Raw genomic sequence first — 14,067 nt, 5'->3', positions numbered from 1 at the left:
CGATTGACTTGTTAAGTAGATAACAGGTATCATACTTTCCATGCAACACGCACAATACGTACCGCTACACCTGCACACTCAATACAGCTTACTGGATGGGGCTATCCGTATAGATGAACTGGTTGAAAAGTCGGTGGGGTATAAGCTTGCGGCTCTTGCCATCACAGATCATGGTAATCTTTTCGGCGCTATGGACTTTTATAAGAAAGTCTCTGATGCCGGTATAAAACCCATTATAGGTTCAGAAGTTTATATCTCTAACGGCAGTCGGCTTGAAAAAACCAAAGGCTCATATCACCACCTGATACTTCTTGCCAAGAATATGGATGGTTATAAAAACCTCGTCTCTCTTGTCACAAAAGCATACACGGAGGGGTTTTACTACAAACCGCGAATTGATAAAGATCTGCTACAGCAGTATAGCGGCGGTTTGATTGCGCTTTCTGCCTGTATGAAAGGCGAGGTGCCATATTTACTTCAGCAGGGACAGACAGACAGTGCCAGAGAGGCTGCTCTGTTTTTTAAACACATATTTGGCCCTGACTTTTACATTGAAATTCAGAGTAACGGTCTTCCCGAGCAAGAGACACTTAATAAGCAGCTAATTGAGCTTTCCTACGACACCCACATAAAAGTTGTTGCCACTAACGACTGCCATTATCTGACACGTGATGACGCTAAAGCTCATGAAATTCTGCTTTGTATTCAAACCGGTAAAACTATTTATGACGAGGATCGTCTTAAGTTTAAAACCGATGGTCTCTATTTTAAATCACCGGAGGAGATGACAGCAGCGTTTTCTTACATTCCGGAGGCTGTGACTAACACAAGAGAAATTGCCGAAAAATGCAATCTTACCTTTAAACTATACGACATCCGTCTTCCCAGATATAACCTCAAAGACAATCAGTCCCCGGAGGACTACCTTGAAAAGCTGGCACGTGCCGGATTAGCCGTTAAGGTTAGCCCAACTCCCGATAAACCCTACATGGAGAGATTTGAAACCGAACTTAAGGTAATTAAGAAGATGGGTTTTGCCTCATATTTTTTAATAGTGTGGGATTTTATAAATTATGCACGCACTCAGGGAATACCTGTTGGCCCCGGCAGAGGGTCGGCTGCAGGCTCTTTGGTAGCCTATTGCCTCGATATAACCGACATAGACCCTCTTAAGTACAATCTGCTGTTTGAGCGCTTTCTTAACCCTGAACGAATCAGTATGCCTGATATTGACGTGGATTTCTGTAAGGACAGGCGCGGTGAGGTTATAGCTTATACGGCACAACGGTATGGTAAAGACCACGTTGCTCAGATAATAACCTTTGGAACTATGGCTGCAAAGGCGGCAGTGCGGGATGTTGGACGCGCACTTGCTATGCCCTACGCTGAGGTTGACAGGATCGCAAAGCTGATTCCTCTCACCCTTAATATAACCATAAAAGAGGCCATGCAAGCTGAGCCTGAGTTAAAAAACGCTTATGAAAAATCCGAGGAAATTAAAAAACTTATAGACATTGCGATGAGGCTTGAGGGATTATGCCGTCATGCCTCCACTCACGCCGCAGGAGTTGTTATATCTCCCACACCGCTTACCGATTACACCCCTTTGTATAAGCCCACAAACGAGGACAACATTATTACTCAGTTTGATATGAGCTCAATTGAAAAGATGGGACTGCTTAAGTTTGATTTTCTGGGGCTAAAGACACTCACTGTGATTAAGCAAACTCAGGAGTATCTGAAAGAAAAGAGCATTGAACTGGACTTAAAGGGGATTTCATTTGATGATGAGCAAACGTACCATCTTCTTGGACAAGGTACCAGCACAGGGGTGTTTCAACTTGAAAGCGCCGGGATGAAAGATATCTTAATCAGGATGGCTCCAAACAGGTTTGAAGACTTAATAGCGCTTGTAGCGCTCTACAGACCCGGGCCATTAGGTAGCGGGATGATTGATGATTTCATAAAGCGCAAAAAGGGTCTCATCCCGGTTCAGTACGATTTACCGCAACTTAAAGACATTCTGGATGAGACTTACGGAGTTATCCTGTATCAGGAGCAGGTTATGAGAATAGCCAATAAGCTTGCCAGTTTCACCATGGGTCAAGCTGATATTTTGCGGAAAGCAATGGGAAAAAAGATAAGCTACGAGATGGATAAGCAAAAGGATGATTTTGTAAGCGGGGCAATTAAAAACGGGATAAAAGAGACAATGGCCGTTAAGATATTTGACCTTATGGCTCAATTTGCAAAGTACGGATTTAACAAATCCCACTCCGCCGCTTATGCTTACATATCGTATTTGACAGCGTATCTAAAGGCTCACTACTCAGTGGAATTTATGGCAGCTAACCTTTCAACAGAGGACAGTTCCGAAAAAGTTGTGAAATTTATAAAAGAATGCCGTGAAATGGCTATAGAGATACTGCCTCCGGATATAAACGTAAGTAACAGGAAGTTTAAGATAATCGGCAGCGCTATAAGTTTTGGACTTGAAGCGGTAAAAGGGGTTGGTTCAGCTGCTATAGAGTCAATCTTAGAAATAAGAGAGAAGGGCATTTTCTCATCATTAGAGGATTTTGTTAGACGGGTGGATTCCCGCAGGGTTAATAAAAAGGTGATAGAAAGCCTGATAAAGGCCGGCGCGTTTGACTCTATGATAAAAACCCGCAAAGGAGCTGTTGATAACTTAGATATTTTGTTAAACGGGGGCGGGAATTCAACACCGTCGCTTTTTGGAAACATTCCTGTGTTTAGTGGAGCTGGCACAGAGGTTGAGTGGGATGAAATGGAAAAACTCAGTAATGAAAAACAATCTCTTGGGTTTTATATCACAGGGCATCCGCTAAGAAACTATGAAAGGGAATTAAAGCAGCTAAATATCACTAAAACATCCTCATTTGAAAACTTTATGGATAAAGAAGAGGTAAAAGTGGCAGGCATAGTGTCTGTATTGACTAAAAAGCAGGTGAAAGACAATAAGGGGCAGATGGCAATTGTGCAGTTAGAGGACGATGAGGGGGCCGTGGAGGTTGTGGTTTTTCCGGATACATTTTCACGTTCAGATTCGTTTCTTAAAAAAGATGCTCTGGTAGTTATTAAAGGAAAACTTGAGGTTTCTGAAAAAGGCGCTAAAATTTTGGCTTCAGAGATTTCCACTCTTCAGAGAGCTATAGATGACTCCTTTAGGCAGATGGAGATAAGACTTCGCGAAAAATACTGTAACACAGCTACATTTATAAAACTCAAAGAAACTCTGTCAGAGGTCAGAGGACCTCTTCCTGTCTATCTAAAACTCTATGGCAGCGAAACGGTAACCACTATAGTGACAGCATACAATGTGTCGGTGGAATCCGGGTTAATAAATAAAATAGAGGATATTTTGGAAAGGGGCTCAGTGTCTCTTAATTGACGTATAGATTTTTAATGTCTTAAAAAAACTTGATTTTAGGTAGTCAATAGTGGTATTGTTTTATGATAGATGGACTTGAGGATAAAACCTTTAAGTCACTAATACCAAGACAGTTTTTTTGTATGGAGGCCTGATGTAATGCCAATATGTAATGTTATATTTGATGGTAAGATAAAAGATGGTTTTGAGTCAGACGAGGTTAAAGCTTCCCTGAAAATTCTTTTAACACGCAATGATGATGAGTTTTTAGAAAAATTATTCTCCGGTAAGCAAGTTATCATAAAGAAAGACATAGATTGTGAAGCTGCTAAAAGTTTTTGTGACCATTTCAACACTAGTGGTGCCATAGCAATTGTAGAAACTGTAAACGAAACCATATCTGACACAATTAGACAAGAAGGTTTCTCAGAGGATGAAAAAGCCGCACCGCATAGTCAACATAAAAGAAGGATAGATGATACCGTGATGTAACTCAATTTAACTGTCCCCTTTGTAAAGCCCGCTTTTAATTAAAATGTTATATAAATTTTAATCTGCCTTTTGTTAAACTATTATTAGGAGGGACTGATGGCTATAGAGCTGAGACTTAGTAAAGATCGTGGCCACGCAAGTTACTCGTGGTTAAAAACCTATCATAGCTTTTCTTTTAGCAGTTACTATGATGCAAATCACGTTCAGTTTGGACCACTGCGTGTATTAAACGAGGATTTTGTAAGTCCCGGGGCTGGGTTTGACACTCACTCGCATGAGGATATGGAGGTGGTGACGTATTTGCTTGCCGGCACTCTTTCACACAAGGATTCCACAGGAGGAGTAGCAACTCTTATTGCGGGAGACGTTCAAAGAATGACTGCAGGTACTGGTATAGCGCACTCCGAGTTTAACACAAGCGACAATGAGGTGACTCATCTTCTGCAAATCTGGATAATACCTGATAAAAAATCACTTAACCCCGGTTATGAACAAAAACAAATTACTAAACTTGCAGAGAATCGTCTTGTTGCCGTAGTGTCAAATATGCAATCTGCCGATACAATGTTGATTCACCAGGACGTTACTCTATCTGTGTGCGGTTTGCAGGCTGGGAACACGGTACATGCTGTCGTAGAAGCAAATCGGTTAGGGTATCTGCACAACGTTATGTTTGGCAGTTTACAAGTTAACGGCTATACACTTGGCCCCGGAGATGGATTAAAGATTACCGGACATGAGAGTCTGGTATGTATAGCTGTAACGGATAGCCGTTTTATTCTTATTGATATGAAAAAATAGAATAATTTCATTAACATTATCTATATAAATTTTAAGTTATTTGTGGTGGGGGGAAGGACTGGAGAAAAGAACACGGGCAAAATGCCCATGACAGCCCCCCAAAGTATTATGGTTACAAAATTTGAGAACACAGGCAAAATGCTTGTAATAGTTCCCCAAATTGTTGTGGTTATGAAGTTTGCAAAAAACGGTAACTGTAGATTGAGTGTTATTTCCATAGTTGCCCCCTTAATAGTTATTTGCAATTCAATTGCACCAGTCCATAAAGACAACATTTATAGTTTAATTGTAATAAATAACATCAGAAAAAGGCAAGGGTAGCATGATTTAACTCTGCACCAAGGTTTCCAGTAAAGTGAATTATGCCATTATTTTCTTTGAAATCCACAACCGTAGCAGTTCTGTTTATTCTTTTTTCTATACACAATAAACGTGAAAGAGCCAAAAATAGTTAGTCCAGTAGTTGGGCTTGTTTCTGCTACGATTAGGGAACGGGTTAAGCCATACACTTTACGGAACATGAGATTAAGGAAATTTTGAGGGGGTAAAATTATTTATACTGCTGGCTAAAATCAATAAATCCTGCTCTTTTAAAATCCTCGTCGAAAGAAAAATAGTACTGAATCTCCATTTTTTGCATTACTAAAAAGCTTGTGCAATCGGTAAAAGAATAAATTTTGTCATTGTGTCTCTTAAAATACTCCCATGCTTTTTTTTGCAGTTCCTCGTTAAGCCACATAAATTCAATTATGTTGCTGTTAAAAATAAACTCCCCCATATTTACGGCTGTTTTATGGTTGGTTCTGCCTAAACACAGAGTAAGCGCTTCATCAAAAATAAAATTGGTTAAAAGCAGTTTCAACTTATTTCCCTTAATAATTTCCATTTTAGAAAGAGCTTCTATGTGCATTTCATCCGCTTTATCAAAAAAAGCAACTAATATGTTGGTATCAATAAAGACTGAAGACATATTTGATTTTGATTATTTGTTATTTTTTACAAGGCCGTAAAGATATTTATCGTGGTTTTTTGCCAAATCACCTACTCCGCTGTCCATAATTCCAGCTAACTTAAAGAAAGGGTCGTTTTCCCAAACATCGTCATCGTTCAAATCAACAGCTTCTTTTTCAGGTATGGAGACTTCATCGATAGTAACGATAACTTCTTTGCCTTCTGGAAAATCTATTTTTTCCAAAAGCTCAATTCCCCCATGTGAAACTCTGGCCTTAACTGTTGTGGACATGCTTGCCACCTCCTTTTAAAACACTTCGATTAGCTCACTTTATTGTACTCTAAATAAACATAAATTTCTACTTTTTTGTTTTTAGTGAAAAAGATTTTCTCAATCGTTATTGAAACAAACAAACCCGTGTCTTTTCACCGCGCGTTTTCTCCTTGATTTTTCACTGCCTTCAAGCGTTATAATAGAGCACTAATAAAATGAGAGCATACCTGGATTTTGAAAAACCACTTGAAGAGCTGGAGCTAAGAATTGCCGAGATGCAGGAGTTACAGATTTCATCTAATGGCCTTAGTAACGGGACAGCGGATATATCGCCATTAGCTGAGACATTAGAAAACTTAAGAAAAGAGATATTTAAAAATCTCACCCCGTGGCAAAAATGTCAGCTTGCCCGTCATTCTGACAGACCATATACGATGGATTACATCAATAAAATAACCGACACCTTTATAGAGCTTCACGGCGACAGAAGGTATTCTGACGATCCTGCCATAGTGGGTGGTCTTGGCACTATAGGGGGCATATCGGTCTTGATTGTTGGGCATCAAAAGGGACGCGGGACAAAGGACAGAATCATCAGAAACTTTGGCCAGCCAAATCCGGAGGGATACCGAAAGGCGCTTCGCCTGATGAAACTTGCCCGTAGGTTTGACATTCCAATCGTTACATTTATAGACACACCGGGGGCATACCCTGGAATTGGCGCAGAGGAGAGGGGACAGGCTGAAGCGATAGCTGTAAACCTTATGGAAATCTCGATGTTAGATGTGCCGATAATATCTATAGTAATAGGGGAGGGCGGAAGCGGAGGCGCTCTGGCCTTAAGTGTGTCAGATCGGCTTGTGATGCTTGAGCATTCTATTTACTCGGTAATATCACCGGAGGGCTGTGCCGCTATACTGTGGAATTCCCCTGATAAGGGGCTTACTCAGGAGGATTTTGCAAAAGCAGCCGAGGCGCTTAAACTAACGGCAAGTGATCTCTTGAATTTCAACATAATAGACACGATTTTACCAGAACCTCCCGGCGGCGCTCATGCTGACCCCGATAAAGCGGCCATAACCATAAAAAACTATATAATTGAAACTATAAAACAACTAAGAAAAATCCCCCGCAAACAGATGTTGAAAAGCAGACAAAAAAAGCTAAGAAACATCGGCTCTTTCTCAGAAACAAAACCCTAACGATTATCGTTTAGCGTATCCTTTAAGTTATTCAAATCAGATTTGCTGCTGTCTGAGGCAGCCTCGTCAATTGGAGATTTGCGCTTAAGTTTAACATCAAAACCCATCGCCATAGTGACGATTTCCTTTCCCTGTGTTTTAACAGTCAAAATAGCCGATTTCACCTCTTGCTGGTAGTTAAAGCAAGGCCACAGGGAAACCAATAAAAATGCTGGCGCTATCAGATGATGATACTTGTTTGGAACGGCTCCTTTTGTTAAATCAAAAATCACGTTTCTTATAAACGCAAGTGCATATATAATGGCAGCCACAACAAATATACCGCTTGTTGCAAACCAAAAAATAAATGTAAGTGCAGCACGTGCCGTCAGGCCCTCGTCGTCGGCATCTTTTAACTTATCAACTATTGTAAATTTCTCAAAAGGATGTGCAGCAATGTCAGGGAATCTGAAAATCCAGTAAACAATACAAATAAGCCATAGAAAAAATAAAACCTCACCTATCCGAAACCTGTTTTCATAAACGTGGTCAAAAAAAGTTTTCTCTCTCATAAATATCCTCCTCCTTCTTTACGTAAGCTCTTCTTATACCGAGTTGCGTTCAAAGATATAAATAAAATACTGGATTCCTGCCTTCGCAGGAATGACAGATAAAGGATTGCACCTCTTTGTCATCCCGCACTTGCAGGGGAATCCCCTTGAGGGGAGGCAGGATCCAGTTCTTTTTCTGAACCATTATATTACCATTTTGGAAGCTACTTGATATTATAAGCATACGGTAAGTATGAATTTTTATATAAAAAAAGTCAATAATTATTTGAAAGGGATTAATTTGCCCATATTTAAGCAAAGGGCTAAAGAATTCACAACAGCAGGTTACTCAAATATATCGTTAATGTCAACTTGAAGACCTTCAATGACTTTGGATGTAACAAAACCCTCAATTGCCGCAAAAGAATGTAGCTTATACTTATCACCTACGATGGTTAATATCTCAACAGTTTGCGGCTCTGGCATGACTATCCAGTACTCAGGCACCCTGTATCTCTGATAGATAGCCTTCTTTACTGCCGTATCCATTTCATAGCTGCCTGAAGATATTACCTCACAAACCATATCCGGTACGCCTCTTATCCAATCCTGTGCAATACTCAGGTTTTCTTTTCTGATAAACATTATGTCCGGTTGAAGCCTGTTAACTCCTTCTTCAAAGATTACATCAAGTGGTGATAAATAAACTTTCCCTAATTTATTAGTCTTTACGTGGTGGCGTATAATATCCGCTAAGTTAAAAACAATATCCTGATGTCTCATAAATGGGCTAGGCCCCATGATTTCCTCTCCGTTTATGATTTCTGTTAAGTCAAAATCTGCGTCTACTGTTCCTGCTATCATATTAATTTATAGCACTAATCCAATCGTTTTGTAAATTATGTGAATAACCTGTGTTAAAGCTCTGCCCACATCTGTAGTGTTTGGATTTTACAAAAAACCGGACTTTTTTTAAATTGGTTAAATAATCCTGAAAAAAGATATTGACAAAGTATTTTTAGTTGTGTATAATCGCCATAGTTTATGGTAGTAATACCATACTTGGGAAATGTAAAAGAGTTCTAAAAATATAAATTATTGGGAGGATGAAAATGAAAGAAATAATTGTATCTAAGTTTGTGCTTCTTTGCTTGTTGCTTATGTTGGTAAGTTTGGGGATGGTAGAAAGGTGCTATAGTGAGATATTTGATAATAATGGAAAAGGTAACACCTTGCATTCTGAAGACCGCAATATATCTGTTAGCGCTGGAGGGACTAAATCTTTTACTGCTTCTATAATACTGAAAAATCATTGTGTCAAAGGTAGGTTTCTAAAAATAAGCTGTGATGGGAGCAACTGTTCTAATAAAACTCCAAAAGATATTTCTGAGTGTAACAGTAAAAACCTATGCGGAATTTCTGAACCTTTAGATGAGAATAAATCTTACAAATTTGAAATTACAGATAATAGTGGTAGCAGTGTATGCAATCACACTGAAACAGTAAATCCAGATAAGTCTATTGTCATAGACAGGTAGACCAATATTGGGGAGGTTGATTATGAGCGTTGGTGACTTTATCCGTAAAAGTGTGGTTCTGTTTACACTATGTATTTTCTTTTTCAGCTGCACCCATATGCAAATGGATCAAACAAAAAATGATTTTAATGAAAATGCAGAAGAAGGTAAATGTTTTATGAAAGATCAATTACAAAATAATTCAGCTGAAAATGTACAAAAAAACAGATGTATTGACGTTATAGGAAATGAAGAACTTGGTGCACTTGCTGAAAAAAATTGTGACCAATATTATGATGAATATCAGTACTCAGATTATGACTTTAATACAATTACCAGATATGGTAGTGACAATGACAGTTACCTAAAGCAAATAAAAGTACCGGAGGCTTGGGAATATTTTAAGAAAAATAACCCTGATGAAACTAAAGATGGGAACAAAATAGAGTTCAGGAAACCTGATAAAAAAATTAGAGTGGCGGTAGTTGAAGATGTTCCATTTCTCAAACATATAGATTATAGGAATAACTTGTCAGAGGTGTCTTACTACATTGATGGAGAAGAACAAAGTGGCTTAGAACCTGACAAAAAAAAGGTTTTTTATAATTCTTCTGATGAGGCAATAGAAAAACTAGTTGGTCTTGACAATGTTAGTCGTTGGGATTTAGAAACAACAAAGAAGTTAGTAGAGGGTTTAAAATTAGCTAAGGAAGTTGATATGGTAGGTTTATCATATAAAATTGTTGAAAAAACCATTAAAGACATGTCAGATAGAAGACAGCTTATAGTGAACGCAATAAAAGATAAGAAGAAATCAATTGCTTTCCCACAAGTTTATTATGCAGATAAAAAAACAGATGAATCAGATATAAGCGGCAGCGCAAGTGTAGAAAGAAAAATTATTGAACAAGCAGACCATGCTACAAATGTAACAGGTTTAATCGCTGCAAACCATAATGATATAGGAATAAAAGGAGTGTGTCCTTATGCCAAAATAATTCCAGTTTATGTCGATTTTTATAAAGGAACGGCTGGTAAAGGTATATACTCCGATTCAATAATAGACCCATTACGAGAAGTATTGGATAAAGAGGTTCAATTGGATGTCATTAACTTATCAAGAGATTTACCAAGTACTAAGCCTATTTTTGAAACAACAAATATAGATACAGTAAGAGTTCTTGAACACTTCAAACAGGTTAAGAGGAAAGGTGAAGATATAGAAATTCCAATAGTTGTTGCTGCTGGAAATAAAAGCACACCAATTGATAAACGTTTTATACTTAAAAAGCCTTTTATCCCTGTTGGGTTTGTTGATAAGGAGTTAAAAAAAGATAAAGAAAGTAATTACCTGCAAGATCAAGATAAAAAGTTATTATTTGCTCCTGGGAGAGATATATTTACAACATCTTTTTTAACTTCAACGTTTTTTGTAACAAGATACTCTGTAGATAATAAATTTGATGATGGTAATTGGGGGCGAGCATCAGGAAGCTCGTTCAGCGCTCCTTTAGTAAGCGGCGTCATTTGTCTTATGCTTGCTGCCAATCCTGTTCTTAATTTTGATACCATTACAAACATTTTGTATGAAAATAAAGACTCTATAAAAATTGATGATGCTCCAAATGGAGTGTTACTAAACGCTGTAAATGCAGTTAGAAAGTCATTTGTAAAAGTTATTACGGACTGGGAGAGATATTGGAACGATGGTATAAATAAAAATAAATTTGATTTATATGCGAGTTATTATGATAATGACAGTATAATCGTACGGGGGAGTGTTTCTAATAAAAATCAGGTTGTTTATACGGTTTACTCAAACAGAAAGAACATTGATTATAAAAAAGAAGTAATGGAGCCTATTACAAAAGAAATGGACAATGATAACACAACAAAAAAATATGGTGCAAAGGTGAGTTTCGATAAGAAAATAAGAACGCTTGAGGAGTTTCGTAAAAAGATGGAATTAATTTATAAGAAATATGGTTCAATTAAAGTGCACATAGATACTAGTAAAGACAACGAGACATTTGCGGCTGGCAAAGATAATGTAAATATTGAAACAATGAATTTGAAACTAGATCAAAGTTATTCTACAAATCTTAATGACAATGTTAGTGTGGCTCATAGAAACAATAAGAGATACGAAGATAATGGGAAAAAGATGTTAAACCTAAAAAGGAAAGGTGATGAGTGGATAATAGAAAAAGAGCTGTGGATATATGCACAAAAAAATAAGGAGGCTGATATCAATGAAAAAAAGTAGAATGAAAGCAATTTTAGTAATTTCAATTTTTTGTATAGCAGTGCTTTGTTTAAATGTTAACACAGGTAAGACAGACTCAGGAGAAAATTCCGGCACTGAGGACAAAACAGTCGCTTTTAAAGATAGAACAGGAAACATTTTGGATAGATTATCAGTTTCAAAAAAATACGTGATTTTGGAATTTAAAATAACAGATAATTTTAAACCTTCTAATTTAACTGAGTTTAAACCTGAAAACGAAAATGATAAAATATTAGTTAACTATCTGAGAGAAATAAAGCAAATAATTTATAAAAAAGAAAAAGGTTTTGAACTGCAATCATTGAAGAATGAAAGAAATCTTGTTGACATTATAGGTGTATTTTATGATTCACAGAATAGTGAGGATAAATTATACTCTATAAGTGAATATTATATTTCAGACAAGAATCAGGTTAAAGCGGGAATTAAGCGTGATTCTGATGTAAATTCAATAAAAAAGGCAATAAAAAGTATAGCAAGATTGAAAGATGAGGCAGAAATAGATTTTAATGAGAGAAAAAGGGAGCTTACATTTAAAATTCACACAGTTAATCAACCCGCTGAATTTATAGAGGTTACTGATTCTATAAAGAGGATTGAAGAAATACTATATGCGAAACCTCTTTTTCTTGAAACTGAACGTATAATAGCAAGTTATATAGCGCCAGCAGAGAAACCAGTGCCAGCAGAGAAACCGGCAACGGCAGAGAAACCAGCAACGGCAGAGAAACCGGCAACGGCAGAGAAACCAGCAACGGCAGAGAAACCGGCAACGGCAGAGAAACCAGCAACGGCAGAGAAACCAGCAACGGCAGAGAAACCAGCAACGGCAGAGAAACCAGCAACGCCAGAGCCAGCGTTAGCAGCACCGTCACAAACGCAGGCAACAGATGCTAATTCTGCAGATTCCTCTAAAAAAGCGGATAAAACAAACAGTAAGGATCCACTTGGTTCCATTAATGGTAATGATATGAACAAAAGATAAATTAATTGCGTGGGCAGACAGAAATGTCTGCCCAGTTATTTTAATTGCCGCTATTTGTACATGCATTCAGTTAGTTAAGTTCTGATTAAAATTTTTTGGATTGGAGATCCAGTTTGATACGCAAGCTGCAAAAAAAAAGTAATTTATGAGAAAAAATTTTTTAAGCATTATCACTACGCTGTCTGTATTTATTTCCATTTTTAATGTGTTTAGTGCATACGGAGCTATTGATAATGAAAAGAGTGGCTTTTGCAACATAACAACAAAAATAATTGAAAAAGGTAAAGATATTGATTGTAAAGGAGAAAACATAACATCTTCCGAGCTTGAGAAACTAATCAAAAATAGTGCAAATAATAAAAAGTTACACGCTAACGAGCTTTATATAAAGAATGCAATTGTTGTCGGTGACTTAATACTAAAAAATGTTAGAATTCCGTATGAGTTATTTTTAATAAACTTTACTTTCAACGACAATGTTGATTTTTCAAACAGTGTTTTTGAAAAGAAGATAATTTTTACTAGTAGCACATTTAAAAAAGAAGCTAATTTTAATGCTATAAAATCTGCATATTCAGTTTTTTTCGATAATGTCACATTTGATGGTTCTGTAGATTTTGTTGCTTCAAATATTGACGTTGACTTTAATCTTCAAAAAGCAAAGTTTCTAAAAGAAAATGCCAATGTTTCATTTAATAGTATGAAGATTGGTGGTAATGCACTGTTAAACTATGCTTTATTTAATGTTTGTGTAAATTTTGCGCGAGCTGATATTAAAGGAAACCTTCAACTTAGTGGTGCAAAATTTACGAGTACAGAGAAGCTCAATGATTCATATAAAGGAACCGACGGTAAATACTCATATTTTTTTAGCGGCATGAAAGTAGGTGGCGGTGCATTTTTTAACAATACGAATTTTAAAGGCAATTTCTATATGAAGGATTCGTATTTTGAATCAGTATATTTTGATAATATAACATATGGATGTAACATCAATGATAAAGAAGATAATTATTCTGATAAAATCAACCTAACCGGAATGACCTATAAACATATTTATGGGATTGAGGACGAAAAAGAAAGGGATAAATTACTAAAAAGGACGGAATTTAGTAAAGATGTTTACACAACGATGGAGACGTATTTTAAAAACATGGGGGAAAATGATATTGCAAATGAGATTTATGTAAAAATGAAAAATAAAGAAACAGAAAGATTGTCTTGGTCAGGGACTAAATTTTTAAATACATTAAATAGTTACCTTACAGGTCATGGCCGTTATCCTGTGAAAGCTATTATTATTAGCGCTATTTTTGTTTTCTTTGGTTCTGTTTTATTTAGACCAAAATATATGGAACCTGCTGAACCAACTCAAACTGGCAGTGAAACTGGCTCAACTGCACTAACTACAGCTAACACGACTGTTTTCAAGCGTTTTTGGAACTGGTTAATCACATGGTTTTGGAGCGATATATCTTTTAGATTTTGGTACAGTCTTGACCTTTTTATACCTGTGGTTGACCTAAAAGTCGAAAAAAACTACAAACTAAGAGACGGTTGCAATTGTATTATTAGATACTATATGTACTTTCATATTATTGCAGGGTGGATTTTAGTTCCCATTGCGCTTCTAACAA

At 37.0% G+C, this 14,067-nt stretch carries 12 protein-coding genes and 1 pseudogene; 8 read left to right on the top strand and 5 right to left on the bottom strand.

What is annotated here, in order from left to right; all coding sequences use genetic code 11:
- The first annotated feature begins 40 nt into the window (after positions 1-40).
- The 3 genes from HQK88_06210 (at position 41) to HQK88_06200 (ending at position 4,684) form a co-directional block, all read left to right on the top strand.
- Positions 41-3,412: a DNA polymerase III subunit alpha gene (locus HQK88_06210; protein ID MBF0616393.1), complete on the top strand. Its 3,372-nt coding sequence runs from the start codon at positions 41-43 to the stop codon at positions 3,410-3,412.
- A gap of 138 nt (positions 3,413-3,550) precedes the next feature.
- Positions 3,551-3,883 (top strand): hypothetical protein, encoded by a 333-nt coding sequence (locus HQK88_06205; protein MBF0616392.1) that lies wholly within the window; start codon positions 3,551-3,553, stop codon positions 3,881-3,883.
- A gap of 96 nt (positions 3,884-3,979) precedes the next feature.
- Positions 3,980-4,684 carry a pirin family protein gene (locus tag HQK88_06200; protein MBF0616391.1) on the top strand — a complete coding sequence of 235 codons (705 nt, stop codon included), beginning with the start codon at positions 3,980-3,982 and terminating at the stop codon, positions 4,682-4,684.
- A gap of 20 nt (positions 4,685-4,704) precedes the next feature.
- On the opposite strand, the gene HQK88_06195 is transcribed toward HQK88_06200, so the two are convergent.
- The 3 genes from HQK88_06195 to HQK88_06185 all read right to left on the bottom strand — a co-directional run bounded on the left by HQK88_06195 (position 4,705) and on the right by HQK88_06185 (position 5,927).
- Positions 4,705-4,902, bottom strand: coding sequence for a hypothetical protein (locus tag HQK88_06195; GenBank protein MBF0616390.1), 198 nt, complete (start codon positions 4,900-4,902; stop codon positions 4,705-4,707).
- Between the two features lie 332 nt (positions 4,903-5,234).
- Positions 5,235-5,654 carry a PIN domain-containing protein gene (locus HQK88_06190; protein MBF0616389.1) on the bottom strand — a complete coding sequence of 140 codons (420 nt, stop codon included), beginning with the start codon at positions 5,652-5,654 and terminating at the stop codon, positions 5,235-5,237.
- 12 nt (positions 5,655-5,666) lie between these two features.
- A complete protein-coding gene (locus HQK88_06185) occupies positions 5,667-5,927 on the bottom strand; it encodes an antitoxin family protein (GenBank protein MBF0616388.1) in 261 nt (86 codons plus the stop codon).
- 197 nt (positions 5,928-6,124) lie between these two features.
- On the opposite strand from HQK88_06185, the gene HQK88_06180 reads away from it, so the two are divergent.
- A complete protein-coding gene (locus HQK88_06180; protein ID MBF0616387.1) occupies positions 6,125-7,111 on the top strand; it encodes an acetyl-CoA carboxylase carboxyltransferase subunit alpha in 987 nt (328 codons plus the stop codon).
- Here the strand turns inward: HQK88_06180 and HQK88_06175 are convergent.
- Together HQK88_06175 and HQK88_06170 are read right to left on the bottom strand one after the other, a co-directional pair.
- Positions 7,108-7,662: a hypothetical protein gene (locus tag HQK88_06175; GenBank protein MBF0616386.1), complete on the bottom strand. Its 555-nt coding sequence runs from the start codon at positions 7,660-7,662 to the stop codon at positions 7,108-7,110. The two genes, HQK88_06180 and HQK88_06175, sit on opposite strands and share 4 nt — an antisense overlap.
- Before the next feature lie 324 nt (positions 7,663-7,986).
- Complete coding sequence (locus HQK88_06170) at positions 7,987-8,505, bottom strand: Uma2 family endonuclease (GenBank protein MBF0616385.1); 519 nt, start codon at positions 8,503-8,505, stop codon at positions 7,987-7,989.
- A gap of 248 nt (positions 8,506-8,753) precedes the next feature.
- Between HQK88_06170 and HQK88_06165 the strand changes: the two genes are divergently transcribed.
- From HQK88_06165 to HQK88_06150, 4 genes and pseudogenes are all read left to right on the top strand, one after another.
- Positions 8,754-9,179 (top strand): hypothetical protein, encoded by a 426-nt coding sequence (locus HQK88_06165; protein MBF0616384.1) that lies wholly within the window; start codon positions 8,754-8,756, stop codon positions 9,177-9,179.
- A gap of 22 nt (positions 9,180-9,201) precedes the next feature.
- Complete coding sequence (locus HQK88_06160; protein MBF0616383.1) at positions 9,202-11,424, top strand: S8 family serine peptidase; 2,223 nt, start codon at positions 9,202-9,204, stop codon at positions 11,422-11,424.
- Between the two features lie 709 nt (positions 11,425-12,133).
- Positions 12,134-12,265, top strand: a pseudogene (locus HQK88_06155) (ABC transporter ATP-binding protein).
- Between the two features lie 310 nt (positions 12,266-12,575).
- The coding region (locus HQK88_06150; GenBank protein ID MBF0616382.1) for a hypothetical protein at positions 12,576-14,067 on the top strand (1,492 nt) is incomplete at its 3' end.

The sequence above is a fragment of the Nitrospirota bacterium genome (assembly GCA_015233895.1).
GTDB lineage: Bacteria > Nitrospirota > Thermodesulfovibrionia > Thermodesulfovibrionales > Magnetobacteriaceae > Magnetomonas.
Note: the sequence above shows the minus strand (reverse complement) of the source record. Positions and strands in the feature narration are given on the sequence as shown.